This window comes from Streptomyces sp. NPDC058678 (assembly GCF_042714835.1).
Classification (GTDB): domain Bacteria; phylum Actinomycetota; class Actinomycetes; order Streptomycetales; family Streptomycetaceae; genus Streptomyces.
Map to the genome: position 1 here is coordinate 157,699 of NZ_JBHXSG010000009.1, position 23,262 is coordinate 180,960.

Below are 23,262 nucleotides of genomic sequence, written 5' to 3' on the forward strand. Positions count from 1 at the left end.
GCCGTCGTGCCTAGGCCGCGCAACGCTCCCGCTCCTCACGCTCCAGCGCGCGTGCGTCCAGATCGCGGCTCTCCAGCTCCTCGCGAAGCCGGGCGAGCGCCCGGTGCAGCGTGCTCTTGACCGTTCCGGCCGACATGCCGAGGGCGGCGGCCGTCTCCTCCGTGGACATCTGCTCCCAGTGTCGCAGCACGACGACACTGCGCTGCTTCGGGGCGAGCACCTTCATGACGTCCATCAGCAGCGCCCGGTCCGCGTGCTGTTCGGTGGCGTCGTCGACCGAGGCGTCCGGGAGCTGCTCGGTCGGCACCTCGTCGAGCTTGCGGGCCCGCCACCACTCGGTGCGCGTGTTGATCATCACCCGGCGCAGGTAGGCGTCGGCGAGCCGCTTGTCCGCTATGCCGTCCCAGCGGCCGTACGTCCGCACGAGCGCCGTCTGGAGCAGGTCCTGCGCGTCGACCGGGTCCGGGACCAGCCGGCGGGCGCTGCGCAGCAGCGCCTCCTGCCGGGTGCGTACGTACTCCTCGAACTCGAGCACCTCGCCCTGCGCCATGGTGACCGCCTCCCGCTTCCCCGTTCCCGGCCGGCCTGGTCGCCGTCGGATTCATTTCCTGTCGTGCCTGTCGGGCACGGAAATGAAGTTACGGACGGGTTGTCACGGGGCTGTCCGAAGCAGCCTTCGGCCAGCGCTCGGCTGTCCGTCGGTTGTGTAACAGCCGTGAGGCCAGGGCTGGTTGTTGTGCGGAAAGCGGTAGAGCGAGGCGATTTGTCCTCGCCGTCAGGTCGACGGCAGCCGATACAAACCACCCGGCAGTGGCTCCACCAGACCGTCCGCGACCAGACCGTCCAGCGCCCGGGCGCGCTGCACCGGCTCGTGCCACACCCGGTCCAGGTCCGCCTGCGGGACGGGAACGGGCGCCTCCCGCAGAACGGCCAGCAGTTTGCCGCGGACCTGACGGTCGGTACCGGCGTACGTCTGTCCGCGACGCGGCGGACCGGCGTGCTCCGGCTTGCCCGCGAGCCGCCAGGCGCACTGCGCGGCGATCGGGCAGCGGTGGCAGTTCTCGTTGCGTGCCGTGCACACCAGCGCGCCGAGCTCCATGGACGCGGCGGCCCAGCGGGCGGCGATCCGCTCGTCCGTGGGCAGCAGCGCGCGGGCCAGCTTGCGTTCCGCGGCGGTGGTGGCGTTCGGCGGGTACTGCACACCGGTGACGGCCCGCGCGAAGACCCGGCGGACGTTGGTGTCCAGGACGGCGTGCCGCTGCCCGTACGCGAACGAGGCCACGGCCGCGGCCGTGTACTCGCCGATACCGGGCAGCGCGAGCAGCTGGGCGTGGTCCGTCGGTACGTCACCGCCGTGCCGTTCCTTTATGGCGACCGCCGCTCCGTGCAGGCGCAGGGCCCGGCGCGGATAGCCGAGCCGGCCCCAGGCGCGTACCGCCTCGCCGGGCGCCTCCGCGGCCAGGTCGGCGGGGCGCGGCCAGCGGGCCAGCCACTGCGCGTAGACGGGAAGGACGCGGTTCACCGGCGTCTGCTGCAACATGAACTCACTGACCATCACCCCCCACGGACCGGCCTCGGACCGCCGCCAGGGCAGGTCGCGGGCGTGCTCGTCGAACCAGTCGATGACGGGGGAGTGGAACGGCTCGCCGAGGGTGTCGCCGACAGGGCTGTTCATCGGGTGCGGGGACTTCGTGGGCACAGTCATGGCCTCCCGATCCTGCCATGGGGGGACGGTCCCTCGGGCGTACCGCCACCCCTGGGAGCGACAGGACCTGACGATCGACAGCAGCGCGGCCCGCCCGGCCGCTTGTAGCGCCGGGCGGGTGGAACGTCCTCGCCGGAGGGCCTGTCGCCGAGGCGGGCGACGGGCGCGAGGCGTTCGAACCGGCCCGCGCCCACCGCCCGGACGTCGCGCGGTACGTCCTCGACGGCCTCGGGGGCAACGGTGGCCGCCTGGGACGCGCGGCGGCTGCACGCGCGCGCGTGCAGGAGCTCAGCCCCCGTGAGCGCGAGGTCCTCGGCCTCGTCGGCGCGGGCCTGTCCAACCCGGAGATCGCCGCCCGGCTGCACCTCGTCGAGGGCACGGTGAAGGCGGACGTGAGCGCGGTTCTCGACCGGCTCGGGGTGCGCAACCGGGTGCGGGCGGCGATCGTCGCGTACGAGGCGGCCCCCTCCCTCGCCGCCTGCCCGCCGCCCGGCGACTGGTCCTTCCCCAGCAACCACGCCACGATCGCGGGCGCCGCGGCCGTCACCCTGGCCCTGGTCCGGCGCACGGCCCTGTGGCTGACGGCCCCGCTCGCCCTCCTGATGGCCTCCTCCCGCGTCTTCGTCGGCGTGCACTACCCGCACGACGTGGCCGCGGGGCTCGCCCTCGGAGCGGCCGTCGCGTTCGCGGTCGTAGGGCTGTGCAGGGGCCCGGCGGCGCGGTCGGCCGCCGCGATGCGCGCGCCCACGGCACCGGCCGCCGCACGGTGGTCCACCGGGCCGGGCTCACCCCTCACCCACGCCGAGTCGTACGGCCCGCGCCGCTGACCCTCACGACTCCACCGGGCCCGCGTCGGTGGCCGCCCGGCACGGACGTTCCTCGGCGAAGCCGGATTTCAGCACCTCACTGCACAGATACGCCACAGTCGTGGCCAGAGGTGCAAGGGCCGCGATCGCGAACGCGTGCGGGGTGCCGCGCCGGGCGCGCCACCACGCCGCCGCGAACAGGGCGACGAAGAACAGGATCCCCGCCTCCGTCCATGTCTGGACGGTGTGTTGTACCCACGTAGGGGTGCCATGGGCGGCATCGGTGATGTCGCGGTAGAGCTCGGTGTCCTCGAAATCCATGGTCACGGACGGTAGGCGGCGCGCCGATACCGTCACAGCTTGCGATCGTCGGGTACCGCACCTGACGAACGACGGGGGCGGAGCGGCCGGTTCCGGGATGATGATCCGGAAAAGTTGTCGACCCTGGCGGCGGGTGGGGCCAGCGAAGGCGCCGATCTCTCGTACAGTTTGCGCCGTGGGATCTCTGCGCAATCCGGTCGGGCCGCTTCCCTCCACCATCTACTGGCGACGGAGGGCCGTACTGCTGTCCGTGATGGCCTTGTTGGCGCTGCTGATCGCCTGGGTCGTGTCCTCGGGCGGCGGAGGCGGCAACAACGGTGCCGACGGCTCCAACGGCAAGAATCCCTCTCCCTCGACGATCACGCCGGGGCCGTCCGGCTCCGGGCCCGCGATCAGCCAGGCGCCGGGCGGGCGGGACGAGTCGAGTGGCGGTGACACCAGCGGGTCCGGGTCGGGCGACGGGTCCGGTGACGGCTCGGGGAGCGGTTCCGGGTCGGCCGAGGGCGCCGGTTCCGGTTCCGGTGGCGCGGGTGGGTCGGCGGGCTCCGCCGGCGGGACGGCCGATGGCGGTACGGGCGCCGGGGTAGGCAGCGGCGACGCGCTCCCGGCGGGCTCCACACTGCCCAACTGCACCGCGAGCGCCGTGAAGTTGACCGTGCGCAGCCTGCACAACGCGTACGAGCCCGGTCAGACGCCGACGCTGCTGCTCACCGCGACGAACTCCTCCGCCGGCGACTGCAAGGTCGATCTCGGCCCGAAGAACGCGGTGTTGACGATCACTCAGGCGGCCGGCGAGGACGCGTACTGGTCCTCCGCCGACTGCCCCAAGGTCTCGGGCAGCCTGGTCTTCCGGGCGCCCGCCGACGCCAGCATCACGTACACCGTGAAGTGGGACCGCAAGCCGAGTGCTCCGCAGTGTGCGACGCCCCCCGCGGGGTCGGCCGGGGCGGGGACGTATCTGGTGGAGGCGAAGGCTCCGGGGTTCGGTACGGCGCAGGCGTCCTTCGTGCTGGAGGACGACTAGACCCGCTCGGCGGCGCCGCCGGGGCGGGCCGCAATCAGACGTACCGCTCCAGGATCGACGACTCCGCCAGCCGCGAAAGACCCTCGCGCACGCTCCGCGCCCGCGCCTCGCCGACCCCGTCCACCGTCTGCAGATCGTCCACGCTGGCGGCGAGCAGCTTCTGCAGGCTGCCGAAGTGCTCCACCAGCCGGTCGATGATCGCCCCCGGCAGCCTGGGTACCTTCGCCAGCAGTCGGAAGCCCCGCGGCGACACCGCCGAGTCCAGTGCCTCCGGAGACCCGGTGTAACCCAAGGCTCGCGCCACCGTGGTCAGTTCGAGGAGCTCGGCATGGCTGAGGGCGTCGAGTTCGTACAGCGCCTCCTCGACCGTGCGGGAGCGCTTCGCGGTGGGCTCCGGGACGTAGTCGCGGACGACCAGTTCGCGCTCGGGCTCGACGCCGGCGATCAACTCGTCCAGTTGCAGGGCGAGGAGCCGTCCGTCGGTGCCGAGCTCGACCACGTACTCGGCGATCTCGGTGGCGATGCGGCGGACCATCTCCAGACGCTGGGCCACGGCCGAGACGTCCCGGACGGTCACCAGGTCCTCGATCTCCAGCGCGGACAGCGTGCCCGCGACCTCGTCGAGGCGGAGCTTGTAGCGCTCCAGGGTCGCCAGAGCCTGGTTGGCGCGGGACAGGATCGCCGCCGAGTCCTCCAGGACGCGGCGCTGGCCGTCCACGTACAGGGCGATGAGCCGCATCGACTGGGAGACCGAGACGACCGGGAAGCCGACCTGCTTGCTCACGCGGTCAGCGGTGCGGTGCCGGGTGCCCGTCTCCTCCGTCGGGATCGTCGGGTCGGGGAGCAGTTGGACGCCCGCCCGGAGGATCTTCGACAGGTCGGAGGACAGCACGATGCCGCCGTCGAGCTTGCACAGCTCACGCAGGCGCGTCGCCGTGAACTCGACATCCAGGACGAAACCGCCCGTACACATCGATTCGACGGTCTTGTCGGAGCCGAGCACCATGAGGCCGCCGGTGTTGCCGCGCAGGACCCGCTCAAGGCCGTCACGCAGGGGCGTGCCGGGAGCCACAGCGCTCAGTGAGGCGCGCATGAGGCCATCGGCACCGGAACTCCCGCCGGACTTTCCGGGAGCTGCTGCCCGGTCGTTGGCTGCCACTGCACTCCTCCGGTCGCAGGTTCTGGGGCGCTCCCGTTTCGCACACTTGGTTCGTACGGACGGGCGAGACCTGGGCAAAGTCTACCGGCGGTCCTCCTCGTCCCGTGGGGCCTCTCGCCGACGCGAGCGCGGAAGGACCCTCAGGGCGTCCCCTATGTCCGCTACCTCCAGCACCTTCATGCCGGGCGGGATCTTGCCCGGATCGCCCGGAACGAGCGCGTGTGTGAAGCCCAGACGGTGTGCTTCGGAGAGCCGGCGCTGCACCCCCGTCACCCTTCTGACCTCGCCCGCAAGGCCCACTTCGCCGATCGCGACGAGGTTCTTGGGCAGGGGGGTGTCGCTGGCCGCGGAAGCCAGGGCGAGGGCGATGGCGAGGTCCGCGGCGGGCTCCGACAACTTCACACCGCCGACCGTCGCGGAGTAGATGTCCCTCTTGCCCAGGGCGCTGATCCGGCCGCGCTGTTCCAGGACGGCCAGCATCATCGAGACGCGGGAGGTCTCCAGGCCGGAGGTGGTCCGCCTGGGGGAGGGGATCTGGGAGTCGACGGTGAGCGCCTGGACCTCGGCGACCAGCGGACGGCGGCCCTCCAAGGTGACGGTCAGGCAGGTGCCGGGTACCGGCTCGGCCCGGCGGGTCAGGAACAGGCCGCTCGGGTCGGCGAGGCCGGTGATGCCCTCGTCGTGCAGCTCGAAGCAGCCGACCTCGTCCGTGGTGCCGTAGCGGTTCTTGACGCCTCGCACGAGACGCAGGCGCGCGTGCCGGTCACCCTCGAAGCTCAGCACGACGTCCACGAGGTGCTCCAGCAGGCGCGGGCCCGCGATGGCGCCGTCCTTGGTGACATGTCCCACGAGGAGCGTGGACATGCCGCGCTCCTTGGAGGCGCGGATCAGGGCGCCGGCCACCTCGCGCACCTGGGACATGCCGCCGGGGGCGCCGTCGATCTCCGGCGAGGCGACGGTCTGCACCGAGTCGAGGATCAGCAGGGACGGCTTCACCGCGTCCAAGTGGCCGAGCACCGCGGACAGATCGGTCTCGGCGGCGAGATACAGATGGTCGTCGATGGCCTTGATGCGGTCGGCGCGCAGCCTGACCTGGCTCGCCGACTCCTCGCCGGTCACATAGAGGGTGCGGTGTTCGTCGCTCGCCGACTTGGCCGCCACGTCGAGGAGCAGCGTGGACTTGCCGACGCCGGGCTCGCCCGCGACCAGGACCACCGCACCGGGCACCAGGCCGCCGCCGAGCACCCGGTCCAGCTCGGGCACGCCGGTGGAGCGGGCGGTGGCCTGCCGGCCGTCGACCTGGCCGATGGGCACGGCGGAGGTGGTGACGCGGCCCGGGGCCGTCGTACGGACCGCGGGCGCGCCGTACTCCTCGATCGTCCCCCAGGCCTGGCACTCGGGGCAGCGGCCGAGCCACTTGGCCGTCTGCCAGCCGCACTCGGTGCAGCGGTAGGACGGGCGCTCCTTGGCGGACTTCGTACGGGCAGCCATGCACGAACCGTAACCGCCGCCACTGACAACGCGGGCGGCGGCCGCCGGAGGCACCCCGGGCGCCCCGCTCCCTCACCGTGTGACCCCTCCGAAACCAGCCACTCCCGTCGAGAACGAGCCACGGAACGAGGCGTTCCTGTCCCCTATTGAGGGATCGTTTCACCCGTACGGATTAAAAGTGCGCAAGGGTACCGAAGGGGCCAACTCCGGCCCCCTACGGTCCACGGGTGATGAGCAGCAGTCCGGAGACCTCGACCCGCACCACCGGCGCATACCGGTCGCACCGGGAGGCGCGCGACCGCGGAGAGGCGCGCACGCCGGCGCAGCGGCGGCCCGCGCGCTACGAGCCCTACCTCGACGGCCTGTTCACCTACTGCCTGTCCGTGCTGTGCGACCACGACACCGCGACCGCCGCCCTGGGCGAAGTCCTCGCGCTCGCCGACAAGCGCCGCGGCCCGGACGCGGCCGGCGACCGCCGGGCCTGGCTGTACGCGCTGGCCCGCTGGGCCTGTCTGCGCAAGCTGGCCGAGGCCAAGCAGAAACGTCAGAGCACGCACGCGGCGGGACGCGTCGGCGCCGAGCGCCGCCCGTCCGACACCCCGCCGGTCTCCGACGAGACGCAGGAGCAGCGCCGGCGCGAACTGGCACTGCTGGCCTGGCCGGAGGCGGCCGGCACCACCCCGGAGCAGCGCGAGGCGCTCGAACTCGCGGTGCGCCACCATCTCGCCGCCCAGGAGGTCGCCGCCGTCCTCGGCATGGACCTGGCCGCCGCCCGCGAACTGCTCGCCTCCGCCGCCTGCGAGGTCGAGCGCACGCGCGCGGCCCTCGCCGTCGTCGAGACCGGAGGCTGCCCGGGCGTGGCCCGGCTCACCGGCGACAACCAGCTGGTGCTCAGCGCCGCCGTGCGCCGCGAGCTCGTCCGGCACGTCGACGACTGCCCGCGCTGTCGTCGTACCGCCGAGCGCGCGGTGCCCGGCCGTTGGCCCGGTGCCGCCGTCACCCCCGCCGAGCTGCCCGTCCTGGAGGCGCCCCGCGCGGCGCTGCACGTGGTCCTGGCGCACCTCCCGCGCGCGCGGGGCGCCGCCGCTCCCCGCTTCGACCGGCGTGGCTTCCCGATGGATCCCAAGGACCGGGCGGCCCGAAGAGACCGGCTCCGCGCGCGTGCCGTCACGACGACCGTCGTCGCCACCGTCGTGGCCGCCCCGGTGCTCGCCCTCTGGGCCGCCTACCGGGGCGCCCCGACCGCCGAGGGCCCGGGCAGCACCACGGCCAGCGCCAGCGAGGCACACGGCGCGGACAGCCTCGACGGAGAGTCGGCGACCGGCGGCTACGAGAACGCCGGCAACGCCAGCACCCGCCCCGGCGGCCGCTTCACCAAGGGCGACAAGCCCGACGTGTCCGTGGAGGTCATCAGCGTCGTGGGCGTGGGCAAGAAGGGCGCCGGGCACCTGGAGGTGGCCGCCGCCAACCGTGGCGACACCACGCTGGTCACCCTCAGCGCGACCGGCTCCGGGCCGGTGCGCTGGTCCGCGACCACGGGAGCCTCCTGGCTCTACCTCAGCGAGTCGACGGGAACGCTCGCAGCGGGCGAATCATTGACGATCAGGGTGTACGTCGACCACCTGCGCGAGCCGTCCGGGTACTGGAGCGCGCGCGTGGCGATCTCACCGGCCGGCGCCGTCGTCGCCATCGAGGGCTACGGCACCGCACCCGGCCCCTCCGACCCCGATCCCGACCCGGGACACGGTCACGACCCGGGTCCCGGTCGTCCCAGCGACCCGCCCTCGTCCGAGCCCGACCCGACCCCGACGAACCCGGACCCCTCGGACCCCGCCCCGAGCGACCCGCCCTCGTCGCCCGACCCGCAGCCCACGCCCACCGACTCCACCTCGGCCGGCCCCGGGGAACCGACGCCACCGCCCGCCGACGGCGGCGACCCGAGCCCGCCCACGTAGTAGGCCGTGCGGTCTCACGCCCTGTCAGCCGACAGGGTCCGCCGGATGCGGTGCCAGCAGCGGCAGCTGCGCGGCCAGCCGCTCCTCGCACAGCTCGACCAGGCGGTCGTAGCCCGCCTTGCCCATCAGCTCGACCAGCTCCGGCCGGTAGGAGACGTACACCGGGTCGCCCGCGCCGTGCGCCGACGTCGCCGACGTGCACCACCAGTGCAGGTCGTGGCCGCCCGGACCCCAGCCCCGGCGGTCGTACTCACCGATCGACACCTGGAGCACGCGCGTGTCGTCGGGCCGGTCGATCCACTCGTACGTCCGCCGCACCGGCAGCTGCCAGCAGACGTCCGGCTTGGTCTCCAGCGGCTCGCGGCCCTCCTTCAGGGCGAGGATGTGCAGCGAGCAGCCCGCGCCGCCGGCGAACCCCGGCCGGTTCTGGAAGATGCACGAGCCCTGGTGGGGGCGGGTCTGGCGGTCGCCGTCCTCGTCCTCGGAGATCCAGCCGTTGCGCGTGCCCTCGTCGTGGTACTGCCAGAGCTCCGGCGTGAGCCTGGCCACATGCTCGGCGACCCGCTTCTCGTCGTCCTCGTCGGAGAAGTGGGCACCCAGGGTGCAGCACCCGTCGTCCGCGCGACCCGCCTGGATGCCCTGGCAGCCACTGCCGAAGATGCAGTTCCAACGAGAGGTCAGCCATGTCAGATCGCAGCGGAAGACCTGCTCCTCGTCCGCCGGATCAGGGAACTCCACCCATGCGCGCGCGAAGTCGAGCCCCTTCTCGTCGCCTGCCGGGGCCCGCTTCGACTTCTTCGGTGCTTTCGCCTGCGAAGAACCCGTGGCTGTTTTGGCCGTCTTGTCGTTCTTCGCCTTTTTCGTCTTTGGCACCCGTCCAGGGTAAGTCGCCCGGGAGCGCTTCAGGGACAGCTCCGGGGACGGCCTGCCGCGCAGGTGGCAGTAGCGTTCCCTACATGAGACTCGGTGTCCTCGATGTGGGATCGAACACGGTGCATCTGTCGGTGGTGGATGCGCACCCGGGGGCGTGCCCCCTGCCCGCGCACTCGCACAAGGTGGAGCTGCGCCTTGCGCAACTCCTCGACGAGGACGGGGCGATCGGCCCCGACGGGGTCGACAAGCTCATAGGGGTCGTCCACGAGGCGCTCCAGGCCGCCGAGGACAAGGGAGTCGAGGACCTGTTGCCGTTCGCGACGTCCGCGGTGCGCGAGGCCAGCAACGCCGACGACGTCCTCGCGCGCGTGCAGGCCGAAACCGGCGTGCAGCTCCAGGTCCTCACCGGCGCCGACGAGGCCCGGCTCACCTTCCTCGCCGCGCGCCGCTGGTTCGGCTGGTCCGTGGGCAAGCTCCTCGTCCTCGACATCGGCGGCGGCTCCCTGGAGATCGCGTACGGCATGGACGAGGAACCCGACGCCGCCGTCTCACTGCCCCTCGGCGCGGGCCGCCTCACCGCGGGCTGGCTCCCCGGCGACCCCCCGGACCCCGAGGCGATACGGGCCCTGCGCCGCCACGTTCGCGCCCAGATCGCCCGTACCGTCGGCGAGTTCACCCGCCTCGGCGCCCCCGACCACGTCGTCGCCACGTCCAAGACCTTCAAGCAGCTGGCCCGCCTGGCCGGCGCCGCCCGCTCCACGGAGGGCCTCTACGTGCAGCGCGAACTGAAGCGCGAGTCCCTGGAGGCCTGGGTCCCCCGGCTCGCCGGCATGACGACCGCCGAGCGGGCCGACCTCCCCGGAGTGTCCGAGGGCCGCGCGAACCAGCTCCTCGCGGGCGCGTTGGTGGCCGAGGGGGCGATGGACCTGTTCGGTGTGGAAAGCGCGGAGATCTGCCCCTGGGCGCTCCGGGAGGGCGTGATCCTGCGGCGGCTGGATCACATGGGGTCCGTGTAGCGCCCCTTGAGGCGCGGGGCCGTGCCGGTCTGCGGCTCCGCCGCGGGGCGCCACACGCCACGCGGGCCACGACGAGCCCCACCCGCCGTATGGCGAACGCCACAACGGCGCAGAGCCGCCCCGCACCCACCCGACCGCACCCCGTAATCTGTCCCCCATGGCAGAGCCAGTCGTACGCATTCCGGATGCGAAGGTCGCCCTGTCCACGGCCTCCGTCTACCCGGAGTCGACGGCGACCGCCTTCGAGATCGCCGCGCGCCTCGGGTACGACGGCGTCGAGGTCATGGTGTGGACCGACCCCGTCAGCCAGGACATCGAGGCGCTGCGCAGACTCAGCGACTACCACCGGATCCCGATCCTGGCGGTGCACGCCCCCTGCCTGCTCATCACGCAGCGCGTGTGGTCCACCGACCCCTGGACCAAGCTCCAGCGCGCCCAGGCGGCCGCCGAGAAGCTCGGCGCGAGCACCGTCGTCGTGCACCCGCCGTTCCGCTGGCAGCGCCAGTACGCCCGGGACTTCGTCACCGGGATCTGGCGCATGGCGAACGAGACGGACGTACGGTTCGCCGTCGAGAACATGTACCCCTGGCGCTACCGCGACCGCGAGATGCTCGCCTACGCGCCCGACTGGGACGTGACGAAGGAGGACTACCGTCACTTCACGATCGATCTCAGTCACGCGGCGACGGCCCGTTCCGACGCCCTCCAGATGATCGACCGTATGGGCGACCGGCTCGGCCACGTCCACCTCGCGGACGGCCGGGGCTCCGCCAAGGACGAGCACCTCGTCCCGGGCCGCGGCACCCAGCCCTGCGCGGAGGTGCTGGACCGTCTCGCCCTGACCGGCTTCGACGGCCATGTCGTCATCGAGGTCAACACCCGGCGGGCCATGTCCAGCGCCGAACGTGAGGCCGACCTCGCCGAGGCCCTGGCCTTCACGCGCCTGCACCTGGCCGCGGCGGCAAAGGTGCCCCGCCGGTGAACGACGTCACCGCCCGGAAGCGGGGCCGCCCCCCTCGTGCGGAGTCGGCCGACACCCGCGACCGCCTCCTGACCGTGGCTCGCGAGGAGTTCTCCGAGCGGGGCTACGAGAAGACGTCCGTGCGCGGCATCGCGAAGGCGGCCGGGGTCGACTCGGCCCTGGTCCACCACTACTTCGGCACCAAGGAGCAGGTCTTCGAGGCGGCCGTCGAGGTCGCCCTAGCCCCCGTTCTGACGGTCCGCGACTCGGTCCTCGACGGTCCGGCCGACGCCGTCGGCGAGCGTCTGACCCGCATGTTCTTCGGTCTCTGGGAGACCCCGGTGACCAGGACCCCGCTCCTCGCGGTCGTCCGGTCGGCGGTGAACAACGACACCGCGGCCTCCGTCTTCCGCCGACTGGTCTCCACCCAGCTGCTGTCCCGTGTCGCGGGCGAGGTCGACGCCCCCGACGCGGAACTGCGCGCCGAGCTGGCGGCCGCGCAGCTGGTCGGCATCGCCATGCTGCGGTACGTGATCAAGGTGGAACCGCTGGCGTCGGCGGACGTGGAGGAGATCATCGCGCGGGTGGCGCCGGTGGTGCAGGGGCATCTGACCGGCCCCTAGGGATCTGCCAGGGAGTATGAGACGCGCATCCCGCATTTCGGACAGCCTGTCCGACCCCTGGATGACCGGCGTACGCTCGTTATCAGTCAGAAGTCTCTGATCGCAGTCTCTGCAGTCCCTGAAGGAGCGAGCGACGATGCCCGAGCTGAGGTCCCGCACAGTCACCCACGGCCGCAACATGGCGGGCGCACGCGCCCTTATGCGCGCCTCCGGTGTACCCGGTGCGGACATCGGCCGCAAGCCGATCATCGCGGTCGCGAACAGCTTCACGGAGTTCGTCCCCGGCCACACCCACCTGCAGCCGGTCGGCCGGATCGTCAGCGAGGCGATCGTCGCGGCCGGAGGCATCCCGCGCGAGTTCAACACGATCGCGGTGGACGACGGCATCGCGATGGGGCATGGCGGGATGCTGTACTCGCTCCCCTCCCGCGACCTGATCGCGGACAGCGTGGAGTACATGGTCGAGGCGCACTGCGCCGACGCCATGGTCTGCATCTCCAACTGCGACAAGATCACCCCGGGCATGCTGAACGCCGCCCTGCGGCTGAACATCCCGACGGTCTTCGTCTCCGGCGGCCCGATGGAGTCCGGCCGCGCGACCCTGGTCGACGGCACGGTCCGCACGCTCGACCTGGTCGACGCGATGTCCGAGGCCGTGAACGACAAGATCTCGGACGCGGACATGCTCCGTATCGAGGAGAACGCCTGTCCGACCTGCGGCAGCTGTTCCGGCATGTTCACCGCCAACTCGATGAACTGTCTGACGGAGGCGATCGGGCTGTCCCTGCCGGGCAACGGCTCGGTGCTGGCCACCCACACCGCCCGCAAGCAGCTGTACATCGACGCCGCGCGCACGGTCATGGACATCACCCGGCGCTACTACGAGCAGGACGACGAGACGGTCCTGCCCCGCAACGTCGCCACCATCGCGGCCTTCGAGAACGCGATGGCCCTGGACATCGCCATGGGCGGCTCGACCAACACGATCCTGCACCTGCTGGCGGCGGCCCAGGAGGCGGGCGTCCCCTTCGGCCTGGAGGAGATCAACGAGGTCTCCCGCCGGGTGCCCTGCCTCGCCAAGGTCGCCCCGAACGTCGCGAAGAACCGCACGTACTACATGGAGGACGTGCACCGCGCCGGCGGCATCCCCGCCCTCCTCGGCGAACTGCACCGCGCGGGCCTGCTGAGGGAGGACGTGCACTCCGTCCACAGCCCGTCCCTGTCGGACTGGCTGAAGACGTGGGACGTCCGCGGCGGCTCGCCGTCCCCCGAGGCCCTGGAACTGTGGCACGCGGCGCCCGGCTGCGTGCGCTCCGCCGAGGCCTTCTCCCAGTCCGAGCGCTGGGAGGCGCTGGACGAGGACGCCGAGGGCGGCTGCATCCGCTCGGCCGAGCACGCGTACTCCAAGGACGGCGGCCTCGCCGTTCTCAGGGGCAACCTCGCCGTCGACGGCTGCGTCGTGAAGACGGCCGGCGTCGACGAGTCGATCTGGACGTTCGAGGGCCCGGCGGTCGTCTGCGAGTCGCAGGAGGAGGCCGTCGAGAAGATCCTGCTGAAGGAGATCAAGGAGGGCGACGTCGTCGTCATCCGCTACGAGGGCCCCAAGGGCGGCCCCGGCATGCAGGAGATGCTCTACCCGACCTCGTACCTGAAGGGCCGCGGCCTCGGAAAGGCCTGCGCCCTGATCACCGACGGCCGCTTCTCCGGCGGCACCTCGGGTCTGTCCATCGGCCACGCCTCCCCGGAGGCGGCCTCCGGCGGCACGATCGCCCTCGTCGAGAACGGCGACCGCATCCGCATCGACATCCCGAACCGCACGATCGAGCTGCTGGTCGACGAGACCGAGCTGGCCCGCCGTGAGCAGGCCCTGGGCGGCGTCTACGCCCCGAAGAACCGCGAGCGCAAGGTGTCGGCCGCGCTGCGTGCCTACGCGGCGATGGCCACGAGCGCGGACAAGGGTGCGGTGCGGGACGTGAGCATGCTGGGCTGAGGGTTCGTTCTCAGGGGCCGTCTCCTCGGAGGCGGCCCCTTCTTTCTCGGCTGCCCGTTCCGGGGTGCTGCCGGACGGATCGTCCGGTGCTACCAGGCGGCCGGGTCGTCCGCGGGGACGGCGAAGACCGTGCCGTCGGGGGCACTCGCGTAGACGTGGCCATCGGTGGTCACGGGGGTGGGCAGCGCGCCGGCGATCTGGTCCGAGCGGGTGTCGAGCCGCGGAGGCGTCTGCCCGAGAAGCCTGCCGCCCGAGGCATCCACCGCCAGCAGCCGCCCGTCGGGCGCGGTGAAGTACACGTGCCGTCCGTCGGTGACCGGCGCGGAGCCCCGGCTCACGCCTGTTTCCAGGCTCCACCGCTGCTTCTGGGCGGCCATGTCGACGGCCACCAGCGACCCGCCCGCCCCCATGAGGTACACCAGGTTCCCGCGTACGGTGCCCTGGGCCCGTTCCATCGGCACGGCAAGCGTCACCCGTCGCGAGGTCCCGTCGTCCGGGGTGTAGCGCACCACGCTTCTCGCGTCCCCGTAGACCGTGTCGACGGCGACGAAGAAGACCGATCCGCCCGAGGTGCCGACGGCCTCCAGCGCCCCCTTCAGCCGCTTGTCCCACCGCACGTCACCCGTGTCCGGGTCCACCGCGGTGACGCGCGTGCTCGTCCCGTCGTCGGACGCACTCGTGACGTACGCCAGCGGATCGCCGGCGAAGGAGGCGAAGTACGGCGCCTTGTGCCCGCGGATCCGGTGGTTCCACTTCGGGTCGCCCGAAGCGCCGTCCACGCCGGTGACCGTGCCGTCGGCGCCGGTGAGCAGGAGCATGTCGCCCGCGGGCTCCAGCCCGCTGTACGCAGGCATGGTCTGCTGCCAACGCGCCCTGCCCGAAGCGGGATCGAGCGCCTCCAGGTGCCGGCTCCGGTCCAGCGCGGGCTGGACGAGCCCACCCGCCACGACCGGCTGCCCGCCGCGCGCTCCGGCGACGGAGTGCCGCCACAGCAGACGGCCGTCCGACGGATCGAGGGCGAAGACCAGACCGGTCTGCCCGCAGAGCAACTTCCCTGCCCCGTAAGTGCATTGGGGCGTGCCCTTCCCGGGCGCCGCTGCCGTCTCCCACGGGCCGAACCCGGCCGACGTGGTTCGCGGGGTGCCGCTGCTCCGCGGCGCCGTGTCGTCGCCGTCGAGCAGGTGGACCGAGGCCAGTGCGACGATCGCGGCGAGGCCCAACGCCCCGGCGCCCAGCGCCGCCCACCTGCCCCGGCGTCTCGCGGGCCGCGGTGCGGGCTTCTCGACGCGCGGCTCCGGCACCGGCAAACCCTCGGTCCGCTGCGCCGGTATGAACGCCTGCGTGTCGTACGACGCCGCCACCGACCGCAGTTCCCGCATCAACTCGTCGGGCGTCGGCCGGTCCTCGGGCTCCTTGGCCAGGCACCGCAGCACGAGCGGCGCGAGAGTCTCCGGTACGCCGGTCAGGTCCGGCTCGTCATGAACGACCTGGTAGGCGACGACATACGGGCTGTCGGAGTCGAACGGCCCCCGCCCCGTGGCCGCGTGCACCATCACGGAACCCAGCGCGAAGATGTCGGCGGCGGGCCCCACCTCCCGCGGCCGGCGGAACTGCTCGGGCGCCATGAACGGCGGCGTCCCGATCAACTTCCCGGTCTCGGTCCGCAGTTCGCTGTCCTTTGGCCGGGAAATGCCGAAGTCGATGACCTTCGGACCGTCCTCGGCGAGCAGCACGTTGCTCGGCTTGAGATCCCGGTGCACCACGCCGACCCGGTGGATGTCGCGCAGCGCCTCGGCCAGCCCGGCCATCAGGCGGCGCAACTGGGAAGGGCTCATGGCCCCGTTCCGCTTCACATGCTCGGACAGGGTCGGTCCCGGGATGAACAGGGTGGCCATCCAGGGGCGCTCGGCCTCCGAGTCGGCATCGACGACGGACGCGGTGAAAGCCCCGCTGACCTTCCGTGCGGCAGCCACCTCCTGCCGGAACCGCCCCCTGAACTCCGGGTCCCTGGCGAACTCGGCGTGTACGACCTTCACCGCGAGCTTCATCCCCGAGGTGCTTCGCGCGAGGTGCACGACGCCCATGCCCCCGGAGCCCAGACACGAATCCAGCCGGTAGTGACCGGCGTACTCGGGAAGTTCCGCTTCCGCGCCCGCCCTCGTGTTGCGCTGTGGCGCCATGCGACCACCCCCGTGCTCTTCGTTCGCGCGCGCGACGCACGGAGCCTAGTCGATGACTCGTACGGGACAGAGGCGGCTTGCTAGCTTCTCCGTGCGAGTCGCGAACACGTGTTTCGTGGCGCGTTTCCAGGGAATCAACGGGACCCCATGGCAGTCATGGGGTCGAACGGGGGAGGTCTTTCATGTCTGTCGACGGCATCGAAGTGGCAGAGAGCGGGGACGCGGCGGGAGCCGCCACCATGGCGGCGGCCACGACCACGGCCCTGCGCTACTACTCGGTCGCACCGGGCGTCCGCCTGAACGTCCGCAGCGGTCCCGGCACCAACTACACCGTCGTCCGTGTCCTGGCCGAGGGAGCCAAGGTCCCGATCTTCTGCCAGGCACCTGGCACGACGGTCTCCGGCCCCTACGGCACGACGAACATCTGGGACAACATCGACAACGGCCAGTACGTGTCGGACTCCTACGTGAACACCGGCAGCGACGGCTACATCCGCCCGCGTTGCTCCTGATCCCACCGGGGTGACGGCGGCCGCGGCGCTTCCCGCCGCGGCCGAACCCGACCCACCGGAGCCCGCGGCCGACCCGAGGCCATAATCAACGGGTGAGCGACGAACAAGGCACCCCGTCCGCGGGCTCCCCGGGCACTCCCCACCCCGAACCCCTCCGCCACTTCGGCATCACCTGGGTCGACCACGCCAACGGCTATGCCCTCCGCCGCATCGCCGTCTCCATCGGCTCACTGGCCGCCGCGGCCGTCTCCTGCCTGGTCCTCCGCTTCGCCTACGAAGGCCTCCAGCTCGCCGACACCGGCAGCTTCGTGACCGTCCTCGTCGTCGCGATGTTCGCCATCTGCAGCGCCCTCGCCTTCCGCCACACCTGGGACGGCTTCGGCGAGCGTCCCGACCCCGACCGCCAGGCCTCCCTCCGCGGCCTCCTGGCCATCGGCTTCGTCGGTTCCCTCCTCGCCTACTTCTTCCGCTCCCTCACCGAGGCTCCCGGCGAGAAACTCCACCGCGACGAGTACGAGGCGGCCCTCAAGCAGCACGAGAAGCGCACGACCCGCCGCGCAGGCAACCCGTCGAAGAAGCGCCGCCGCGGCTAGGACGGGCCTTTCCGATCACGCCGACTCCGTGAGAGCCGACAACGCGGCTCGGGGTGCGCCCCCGGAGAACGGCGTGTGAGGCCCTTCTGCCGGCGACTCCGGCATGCCCCTCGGCGCCCGCGCCCAGCGCCTCGACCTTCTCGTCGGCGGAGTACCGGGCGGACAGCACCAGGATCGGCACGGACAAGCCCCAGAACCCGGCCCTCTCTCACCAAAAACTCACCGCCCCCCGCCCCCACGGTCGGCCACCATGGCGCCATGACGGCTTCCTCCCGCACCAGCCGAGCCCAGTCCTTCAACACCGCCGCAGCCCAGTACGCCGCCAACCGCCCCTCCTACCCGCCCGCCCTCTTCGACGCGATCGAGGACCTGGCCGGCCAACCCCTCACCGGCGCCCGAGTCGCCGACATCGGGGCAGGCACCGGCATCGCGACCGCCCTCCTGTACGCCCGAGGCGCCGACGTGGTCGCCGTGGAGCCCGGCGACGGCATGGCGGCCCAGTTCCGCCGCGCCCACCCGGGCATCCCGATCATCCGGGGCGACGGCAACACCCTCCCCCTGGTCACCTCCTCCGCCGACTTCCTCACCTACGCCCAGGCCTGGCACTGGACCGACCCCGCCCAGGCCGTCCCGGAAGCCATGCGCGCCCTGCGCCCGGGCGGCGCGCTCGCCCTGTGGTGGAACACCGACGCCCTCGACGTGCCGTGGATCGCCGAGGCCGCAGACCGCACGGGCCGCTACTTCGGCGTGAACGTCCCCGCCGAGAAGAGGGCGGTCAACGCCCAGGTCGTCGACCCCACCGGCCGCCTCGACTTCGCCCGCCGCGAGGTCCGCTGGAGCCGCCGCGTCCCCATCGAGACCCACCTCGCCAACCTCGGCAGCCACTCGGTCCTTCTGGTCCAGAGCGAGGAGACGAGCGCAGCCTTCCTCGCCGAGGAGCGGAACCACCTGACGAGGACCTTCCCCGACGGGATGGTCGAGGAGGTCTACGACGTGATCCTGCTGCTGGCCACCAACCCCTGACCCCCACCACACCCCCGCCAACCCCGAAGAACCACGGCCAGACCTACGACTCCCGCTTCCCGCTCTCCACCGACTCCTCCTCGCGCCCGGCGGCCCACCCCTCCAGGGCCGCCCCGCACGCGTGGTCCAGGTGCCGCAGCCCGCCCACCTCCAGCCGCACCTCTCGATCCGGCGACTCCGCCTCCAAGCGTGCAGCAGCCTCGGCAGCCGCAGGAACGTCGCATGCCCCAGCACCCGTACGACGATCCGCGCCCTCGTCCGGTCCTCGGTCTCCACGTGCACATGTCTGATGCCCCACGCGGTCTTCGCCACGGCCGGCCCCAGCCCCACCAGCCCCCCTCGACCAGATTCCCGACCACGATCGCCACGCCCGTCACCCCGGGGCACGACAGTCACTCTCCCCGAGCCCCCGCCACAACACCCGCGCCTCCCGCACCGGCGCGAGCGTGCAGCCGGCATGCACCAACAGCCCGGCGAGCGCGGCCACCGTAATCACCCCCAGCACCACGGGCAGCAGCGCCACGAACACCAACAGCCACACCCCGTGCAGCACCCGCGAGGCCTTCGCCGGCCGGTGCGTCCGGGGGCGCGCGACCGGACACTCCCGCATCCGCTCACGCCGCCGTGCGCCCGGGCCACGGCATGCACCCGCGCCCGCACCCCGCTTGACGGCCCACTCCCCACAGGAGCAATATTCAGCACATGATGAATATAAATCCCGGCCCCCCAGACGCGGGCAGGACCTCCGGAGGCGACACCCCGTCCGCCGGCGCCGGCACCCCGGCCGTCCGCGCCGAAAACCTCACCGTCGTCCGAGGTACCCGCACCGTCCTCCGCGGCCTGGACTTCACCGTCCCGCGCGGCCAGATCACCGGCCTGCTGGGCCCCTCCGGATGCGGCAAGTCCACCCTCATGCGCGCGATCGTCGGCACGCAGGCCAAAGTCACGGGCACCCTCGACGTCCTGGGCAACCCCGCCGGCCACCCCTCCCTCCGCACCCGCATCGGCTACGTCACCCAGGCCCCCTCCGTCTACGACGACCTGACCGTCCGCCAGAACCTCGACTACTTCGCCGCGATCCTCGCCCCCGGCCGCGCATCAGCCGACCGCCGCCACGAGAACGTCACCAGCGCGATCGCCGACGTCGACCTCACCAGCCACGCCGACGCCCTCGCTGGGAACCTCTCCGGCGGCCAACGCAGCCGCGTCTCCCTCGCGGTCGCCCTCCTCGGCACCCCCGAACTCCTGGTCCTCGACGAACCCACCGTCGGCCTCGACCCCGTCCTCCGCCGCGACCTGTGGAACCTCTTCCACGACATCGCCGCACAACGAGGAGCGACCTTGCTGATCTCCTCCCACGTCATGGACGAGGCCGAGCGCTGCCACCGCCTCCTCCTGATGCGCGAGGGCGAGATCCTCGCCGACAACACCCCCGACGCCCTCCGCACCCGTACGCACTCCGACACGGTCGAGGCGGCCTTCCTCCACCTCGTCGACAAGGCCGTCGAAGCCGGCCGCCGGAAGGAGACGACCCGATGAGTACGACGACCAGCCCGACGCACCCGAGCGCCCCCGCCGCCACCAGCGCCCTCAACACCTCCCGCACCATCGCCACCGCGGCCCGGGTACTGCGCCAGCTCCTCCACGACCCGCGCACGATCGCGATGCTGATCCTCATCCCCTGCGTGATGCTGCTCCTGCTGCGCTACGTCTTCGACGGCAGCCCGCGCACCTTCGACAGCATCGGCGCCTCCCTCCTCGGGATCTTCCCGCTGATCACGATGTTCCTCGTCACCTCCATCGCCACCCTGCGCGAACGCACCTCCGGCACTCTCGAACGCCTCCTCGCCATGCCCCTCGCCAAAGGCGACCTCATCGCCGGCTACGCCCTGGCCTTCGGCACCCTCGCGATCATCCAGTCCACCCTCGCCACCGGCCTCGCCGTCTGGTTCCTCGACCTGGACGTCACCGGCAGCCCCTGGCTCCTCCTCCTCGTCGCCCTCCTCGACGCCCTGCTCGGCACCGCACTCGGCCTCTTCGTCTCGGCCTTCGCCGCCTCCGAATTCCAGGCCGTCCAGTTCATGCCGGCGGTGATCTTCCCCCAACTCCTCCTCTGCGGCCTCTTCACCCCCCGCGACAACATGCACCCCGTCCTGGAGGCCATTTCCGACGTCCTCCCCATGTCCTACGCGGTCGACGGCATGAACGAGGTCCTCCGCCACACCGACATGACAACCGCCTTCGTACGCGACGCACTGATCGTCGCGGGCTGCGCACTGCTGGTCCTGGGCCTCGGCGCGGCCACTCTGCGCCGCCGCACCGCATGACCCGTCCGGCCCGACCGGGGAGCGGAGGAGGCCGCCGACACGTCCGCCTTCCGGACAGCCGAGCCGCGCCCCCACCCCCGGTGCGAGGATGAACCCCGGACGACGCACCCCCGGAGGGCACCCCAGCCATGACCCAGAAAGTCGCAGTCCTCGGCACCGGCAAGATCGGCGAAGCCCTGCTCAGCGGAATGATCCGCGCCGGTTGGGCCCCGGCCGACCTCCTGGTCACCGCCCGCCGCCCCGAGCGAGCCGAAGAACTCCGCACCCGCTACGGAGTCGCCCCGGTCACCAACCCGGAGGCCGCCAAGACCGCCGACACCCTGATCCTCACGGTCAAGCCGCAGGACATGGGCACCCTCCTCGACGAACTCGTCCCGCACGTCCCCGCCGACCGCCTGGTCATCAGCGGCGCCGCGGGCATCCCCACCTCCTTCTTCGAGGAGCGCCTGGCCGCGGGCACCCCGGTCGTCCGCGTCATGACGAACACCCCCGCCCTCGTCGACGAGGCCATGTCCGTCATCTCCGCCGGCACCCACGCCACCGCCGACCACCTCGCCCACACCGAGGAGATCTTCGGCGCCGTCGGCAAGACGCTCCGCGTCCCCGAGTCCCAGCAGGACGCCTGCACGGCCCTCTCCGGCTCCGGCCCGGCGTACTTCTACTACCTGGTCGAAGCCATGACGGACGCCGGCATCCTCCTCGGCCTGCCCCGCGACAAGGCCCACGACCTGATCGTCCAGTCCGCGATCGGCGCCGCCACCATGCTGCGAGACAGCGGCGAACACCCGGTCAAGCTCCGCGAGAACGTCACCTCCCCCGCGGGCACGACCATCAACGCCATCCGCGAACTCGAGAACCACGGCGTACGAGCCGCACTCATCGCCGCCCTCGAAGCCGCCCGCGACCGCAGCCGCGAACTGGCCTCCGGCAACAGCTGACACAGCGCGGCCCCCGGCCAGGGGGCCGCACGCCACCCCTCACCCGCCGACGGCAGCGCCCGTCACCGTCTCCGAAGCAGCCGCGACCGCGGGCAACAGCCCGATCGCCCGATACGCCTCATCGACGGTCGGCCGCGCCATGGCCCGAGCCCTCTCAGCCCCATCCCGCAGCACCCCCTCCACATAGCCAGGATCCGCGCACAACTCCTTGTGCCTCTCCTGCACGGGCCTGAGAACCTCGACCACCGCCTCCGCGGTGTCCTTCTTCAAAGCGCCGTACGACTCATATACACCGCTCAGGTCCGATGGGTTCCCATCCGTACACGCCGCGAGGATCTCCAGCAGATTGGCCACCCCCGGCCGCGCCTCCCGGTCGTACACGACCTCCTGCCCACTGTCGGTCACGGCCCGCAGCACCTTCTTCCGCACGGCCTCCGGCTCGTCCAGCAGATAGACGATCCCTGACCCGACGTCGTCGCTCTTCCCCATCTTGGATGTGGGGTCCTGCAGGTTCATCACCCGATTAGCCACCGCCGGATGCGTGGCCCGGGGCACCACAAAGGTGTGCCCGTACCGCTGGTTGAACCGCACCGCCAGATCCCGCGCCAGCTCCACGTGCTGGGCCTGATCGTCCCCGACCGGCACCTCGACGGTCCCGTACGCCAGGATGTCCGCCGCCATCAGCACGGGATACGTCAGCAGCGACAGCCGCACACTCCCGCCCCGCTCCCGCTCGCGCCCGGCCTTCTCCTTGTACTGGATCATCCGCCGCATCTCGCCGTCCGTGGCCACGCACTCCAGCAGATACGACAGCCGCGCGTGCTCATCCACATGACTCTGTACGAAGACGGTGCACAGCTCCGGATCAAGCCCCGTCGCCAACAGCAACGTCGCCGCCTGCCTGCTCAGCCGCCGCACTCGCGCCGGATCGTGGTCCACGGTCAGCGCGTGCAGATCGACGATGCAGAACAGCGCATCGGCCTGGTGCTGATCGACGGCGGCCCACCGCCGCATGGCCCCGAGGTAGTTACCCAGCGTCAGATGCCCGGTCGGCTTGACCCCGCTGAAGACCCGCGTCATCTCTCTCCAACCTCCTGGTCGAGACCGCCGTCCCGGCCGGCCGACCCTCTGGAGCTCTGGAGGGAGAAACGAAAACGGCCGCCGAGGCGGCGGCCGTTGAGTGCATACGTGAGCACGGCCGCCGTCAGGCGGCCCACCACAGCTGGGTGCACGTACGCGTAGTCATGCGACCCACGGTACGCCTCCACGGCCCCGCACGGACCCGAGTTGACACACCCCGAGCCGCTCCGTACTGTTCTCCGAGTTGTCCGACGTGAGCGCCGACCCCGGTCGGTCCCCGGACAGCCATTCCGCAAGGACCAGCCAACACTCGACGTTCAGTGTTCTGTCGTCGCGTCATTGGCATGCGTATTCGCGAAATGAGGAATCCGCGTTCGAAAGGACGCAGCCCCCGATTAGCGTCGGGAGCAGGGAATCCGCTAAAGTCTCACTCGTCGGAACGGCCCAGCGGCCGGGAGGACAAGCCCCCTCTGACTGGGAGTCAGGCCCGAAAGGTTCTGATAGAGTCGGAAGCGCCGGAAAGGGAAACGCGGAAGCGGGAACCTGGAAAGCACCGAGGAAATCGGATCGGAAAAGGATCTGATAGAGTCGGAAACGCAAGACCGAAGGGAAGCCCGGAGGAAAGCCCGAGAGGGTGAGTACAAAGGAAGCGTCCGTTCCTTGAGAACTCAACAGCGTGCCAAAA

The 23,262-nt window shown here is 71.7% G+C and carries 22 protein-coding genes and 1 pseudogene; 13 read left to right on the forward strand and 10 right to left on the reverse strand.

Going from position 1 to position 23,262, the window contains the following annotated elements:
• Positions 1 to 10 precede the first annotated feature (10 nt).
• Together ACFWWR_RS12075 and ACFWWR_RS12080 are read right to left on the reverse strand one after the other, a co-directional pair.
• Positions 11 to 550, reverse strand: a complete 540-nt coding sequence (locus ACFWWR_RS12075) for a SigE family RNA polymerase sigma factor (RefSeq protein WP_383864422.1) — start codon at positions 548 to 550, stop codon at positions 11 to 13.
• Between the two features lie 225 nt (positions 551 to 775).
• Positions 776 to 1,705 carry an A/G-specific adenine glycosylase gene (locus ACFWWR_RS12080; RefSeq protein ID WP_383864419.1) on the reverse strand — a complete coding sequence of 310 codons (930 nt, stop codon included), beginning with the start codon at positions 1,703 to 1,705 and terminating at the stop codon, positions 776 to 778.
• Between the two features lie 278 nt (positions 1,706 to 1,983).
• Between ACFWWR_RS12080 and ACFWWR_RS12085 the strand changes: the two genes are divergently transcribed.
• On the forward strand, positions 1,984 to 2,532 hold the full coding sequence (locus tag ACFWWR_RS12085; RefSeq protein ID WP_383864416.1) for a phosphatase PAP2 family protein: 549 nt from the start codon (positions 1,984 to 1,986) through the stop codon (positions 2,530 to 2,532).
• A 3-nt stretch (positions 2,533 to 2,535) separates the two neighbouring features.
• On the opposite strand, the gene ACFWWR_RS12090 is transcribed toward ACFWWR_RS12085, so the two are convergent.
• Positions 2,536 to 2,832, reverse strand: a complete 297-nt coding sequence (locus ACFWWR_RS12090) for a hypothetical protein (protein ID WP_383864413.1) — start codon at positions 2,830 to 2,832, stop codon at positions 2,536 to 2,538.
• Between the two features lie 175 nt (positions 2,833 to 3,007).
• Between ACFWWR_RS12090 and ACFWWR_RS12095 the strand changes: the two genes are divergently transcribed.
• A complete protein-coding gene (locus ACFWWR_RS12095) occupies positions 3,008 to 3,856 on the forward strand; it encodes a hypothetical protein (RefSeq protein WP_383864410.1) in 849 nt (282 codons plus the stop codon).
• A 34-nt stretch (positions 3,857 to 3,890) separates the two neighbouring features.
• Here the strand turns inward: ACFWWR_RS12095 and disA are convergent, their stop codons facing one another.
• Together disA and radA are read right to left on the reverse strand one after the other, a co-directional pair.
• A complete protein-coding gene (gene disA, locus ACFWWR_RS12100; protein ID WP_383864407.1) occupies positions 3,891 to 5,015 on the reverse strand; it encodes a DNA integrity scanning diadenylate cyclase DisA in 1,125 nt (374 codons plus the stop codon).
• Positions 5,016 to 5,096: 81 nt separating this feature from the next.
• Positions 5,097 to 6,506, reverse strand: coding sequence for a DNA repair protein RadA (radA, locus tag ACFWWR_RS12105; protein ID WP_383864404.1), 1,410 nt, complete (start codon positions 6,504 to 6,506; stop codon positions 5,097 to 5,099).
• A 227-nt stretch (positions 6,507 to 6,733) separates the two neighbouring features.
• Between radA and ACFWWR_RS12110 the strand changes: the two genes are divergently transcribed.
• Positions 6,734 to 8,461: a hypothetical protein gene (locus ACFWWR_RS12110; RefSeq protein WP_383864401.1), complete on the forward strand. Its 1,728-nt coding sequence runs from the start codon at positions 6,734 to 6,736 to the stop codon at positions 8,459 to 8,461.
• 24 nt (positions 8,462 to 8,485) lie between these two features.
• Here ACFWWR_RS12110 and ACFWWR_RS12115 read toward each other — a convergent pair whose 3' ends face one another.
• On the reverse strand, positions 8,486 to 9,334 hold the full coding sequence (locus ACFWWR_RS12115; RefSeq protein ID WP_383864398.1) for a hypothetical protein: 849 nt from the start codon (positions 9,332 to 9,334) through the stop codon (positions 8,486 to 8,488).
• Positions 9,335 to 9,417: 83 nt separating this feature from the next.
• Between ACFWWR_RS12115 and ACFWWR_RS12120 the strand changes: the two genes are divergently transcribed.
• From ACFWWR_RS12120 to ilvD, 4 genes are all read left to right on the forward strand, one after another.
• On the forward strand, positions 9,418 to 10,350 hold the full coding sequence (locus ACFWWR_RS12120) for a Ppx/GppA family phosphatase (RefSeq protein WP_383864395.1): 933 nt from the start codon (positions 9,418 to 9,420) through the stop codon (positions 10,348 to 10,350).
• A gap of 157 nt (positions 10,351 to 10,507) precedes the next feature.
• On the forward strand, positions 10,508 to 11,332 hold the full coding sequence (locus ACFWWR_RS12125) for a sugar phosphate isomerase/epimerase family protein (protein WP_383864392.1): 825 nt from the start codon (positions 10,508 to 10,510) through the stop codon (positions 11,330 to 11,332).
• Positions 11,329 to 11,934, forward strand: a complete 606-nt coding sequence (locus ACFWWR_RS12130) for a TetR family transcriptional regulator (RefSeq protein WP_383864389.1) — start codon at positions 11,329 to 11,331, stop codon at positions 11,932 to 11,934. The genes ACFWWR_RS12125 and ACFWWR_RS12130 overlap by 4 nt, the downstream gene beginning before the upstream one ends.
• 136 nt (positions 11,935 to 12,070) lie before the next feature.
• Positions 12,071 to 13,924, forward strand: coding sequence for a dihydroxy-acid dehydratase (gene ilvD / locus ACFWWR_RS12135; RefSeq protein ID WP_384303088.1), 1,854 nt, complete (start codon positions 12,071 to 12,073; stop codon positions 13,922 to 13,924).
• 89 nt (positions 13,925 to 14,013) lie between these two features.
• Here the strand turns inward: ilvD and ACFWWR_RS12140 are convergent, their stop codons facing one another.
• On the reverse strand, positions 14,014 to 16,104 hold the full coding sequence (locus ACFWWR_RS12140; RefSeq protein ID WP_384303090.1) for a PQQ-binding-like beta-propeller repeat protein: 2,091 nt from the start codon (positions 16,102 to 16,104) through the stop codon (positions 14,014 to 14,016).
• Positions 16,105 to 16,286: 182 nt separating this feature from the next.
• On the opposite strand from ACFWWR_RS12140, the gene ACFWWR_RS12145 reads away from it, so the two are divergent.
• Together ACFWWR_RS12145 and ACFWWR_RS12150 are read left to right on the forward strand one after the other, a co-directional pair.
• Positions 16,287 to 16,616: an SH3 domain-containing protein gene (locus ACFWWR_RS12145; protein ID WP_383864380.1), complete on the forward strand. Its 330-nt coding sequence runs from the start codon at positions 16,287 to 16,289 to the stop codon at positions 16,614 to 16,616.
• A 92-nt stretch (positions 16,617 to 16,708) separates the two neighbouring features.
• On the forward strand, positions 16,709 to 17,209 hold the full coding sequence (locus tag ACFWWR_RS12150) for an EamA/RhaT family transporter (RefSeq protein ID WP_384303092.1): 501 nt from the start codon (positions 16,709 to 16,711) through the stop codon (positions 17,207 to 17,209).
• Positions 17,210 to 17,312: 103 nt separating this feature from the next.
• Here ACFWWR_RS12150 and ACFWWR_RS12155 read toward each other — a convergent pair.
• Positions 17,313 to 17,390 (reverse strand): annotated as a pseudogene (locus tag ACFWWR_RS12155) (DNA-binding response regulator); the annotation flags it as partial.
• Between the two features lie 77 nt (positions 17,391 to 17,467).
• Between ACFWWR_RS12155 and ACFWWR_RS12160 the strand changes: the two are divergent.
• Complete coding sequence (locus ACFWWR_RS12160) at positions 17,468 to 18,232, forward strand: class I SAM-dependent methyltransferase (RefSeq protein ID WP_384303094.1); 765 nt, start codon at positions 17,468 to 17,470, stop codon at positions 18,230 to 18,232.
• Positions 18,233 to 18,605: 373 nt separating this feature from the next.
• On the opposite strand, the gene ACFWWR_RS12165 is transcribed toward ACFWWR_RS12160, so the two are convergent.
• A complete protein-coding gene (locus ACFWWR_RS12165) occupies positions 18,606 to 18,785 on the reverse strand; it encodes a hypothetical protein (protein WP_383864368.1) in 180 nt (59 codons plus the stop codon).
• 149 nt (positions 18,786 to 18,934) lie between these two features.
• On the opposite strand from ACFWWR_RS12165, the gene ACFWWR_RS12170 reads away from it, so the two are divergent.
• The 3 genes from ACFWWR_RS12170 to proC all read left to right on the forward strand — a co-directional run bounded on the left by ACFWWR_RS12170 (position 18,935) and on the right by proC (position 21,497).
• On the forward strand, positions 18,935 to 19,771 hold the full coding sequence (locus ACFWWR_RS12170; RefSeq protein WP_383864366.1) for an ABC transporter ATP-binding protein: 837 nt from the start codon (positions 18,935 to 18,937) through the stop codon (positions 19,769 to 19,771).
• Positions 19,768 to 20,559 (forward strand): ABC transporter permease, encoded by a 792-nt coding sequence (locus ACFWWR_RS12175; protein ID WP_383864363.1) that lies wholly within the window; start codon positions 19,768 to 19,770, stop codon positions 20,557 to 20,559. The genes ACFWWR_RS12170 and ACFWWR_RS12175 overlap by 4 nt, the downstream gene beginning before the upstream one ends.
• Positions 20,560 to 20,687: 128 nt before the next feature.
• On the forward strand, positions 20,688 to 21,497 hold the full coding sequence (gene proC, locus ACFWWR_RS12180; protein ID WP_383864360.1) for a pyrroline-5-carboxylate reductase: 810 nt from the start codon (positions 20,688 to 20,690) through the stop codon (positions 21,495 to 21,497).
• Positions 21,498 to 21,536: 39 nt separating this feature from the next.
• On the opposite strand, the gene trpS is transcribed toward proC, so the two are convergent.
• On the reverse strand, positions 21,537 to 22,577 hold the full coding sequence (gene trpS / locus ACFWWR_RS12185; protein ID WP_384303096.1) for a tryptophan--tRNA ligase: 1,041 nt from the start codon (positions 22,575 to 22,577) through the stop codon (positions 21,537 to 21,539).
• Between the last annotated feature and the right edge of the window lie 685 nt (positions 22,578 to 23,262).

Coding starts and splice junctions, on each gene's coding strand:
- ACFWWR_RS12075 (WP_383864422.1), bottom strand. CDS start 550: ATGGCGCAGGGCGAGGTGCTCGAGTTCGAGGAGTACGTACGCACCCGG.
- ACFWWR_RS12080 (WP_383864419.1), bottom strand. CDS start 1,705: ATGACTGTGCCCACGAAGTCCCCGCACCCGATGAACAGCCCTGTCGGC.
- ACFWWR_RS12090 (WP_383864413.1), bottom strand. CDS start 2,832: ATGGATTTCGAGGACACCGAGCTCTACCGCGACATCACCGATGCCGCC.
- radA (WP_383864404.1), bottom strand. CDS start 6,506: ATGGCTGCCCGTACGAAGTCCGCCAAGGAGCGCCCGTCCTACCGCTGC.
- ACFWWR_RS12120 (WP_383864395.1), top strand. CDS start 9,418: ATGAGACTCGGTGTCCTCGATGTGGGATCGAACACGGTGCATCTGTCG.
- ACFWWR_RS12125 (WP_383864392.1), top strand. CDS start 10,508: ATGGCAGAGCCAGTCGTACGCATTCCGGATGCGAAGGTCGCCCTGTCC.
- ilvD (WP_384303088.1), top strand. CDS start 12,071: ATGCCCGAGCTGAGGTCCCGCACAGTCACCCACGGCCGCAACATGGCG.
- ACFWWR_RS12140 (WP_384303090.1), bottom strand. CDS start 16,104: ATGGCGCCACAGCGCAACACGAGGGCGGGCGCGGAAGCGGAACTTCCC.
- ACFWWR_RS12145 (WP_383864380.1), top strand. CDS start 16,287: ATGTCTGTCGACGGCATCGAAGTGGCAGAGAGCGGGGACGCGGCGGGA.
- ACFWWR_RS12160 (WP_384303094.1), top strand. CDS start 17,468: ATGACGGCTTCCTCCCGCACCAGCCGAGCCCAGTCCTTCAACACCGCC.
- ACFWWR_RS12170 (WP_383864366.1), top strand. CDS start 18,935: ATGATGAATATAAATCCCGGCCCCCCAGACGCGGGCAGGACCTCCGGA.
- ACFWWR_RS12175 (WP_383864363.1), top strand. CDS start 19,768: ATGAGTACGACGACCAGCCCGACGCACCCGAGCGCCCCCGCCGCCACC.
- proC (WP_383864360.1), top strand. CDS start 20,688: ATGACCCAGAAAGTCGCAGTCCTCGGCACCGGCAAGATCGGCGAAGCC.
- trpS (WP_384303096.1), bottom strand. CDS start 22,577: ATGACGCGGGTCTTCAGCGGGGTCAAGCCGACCGGGCATCTGACGCTG.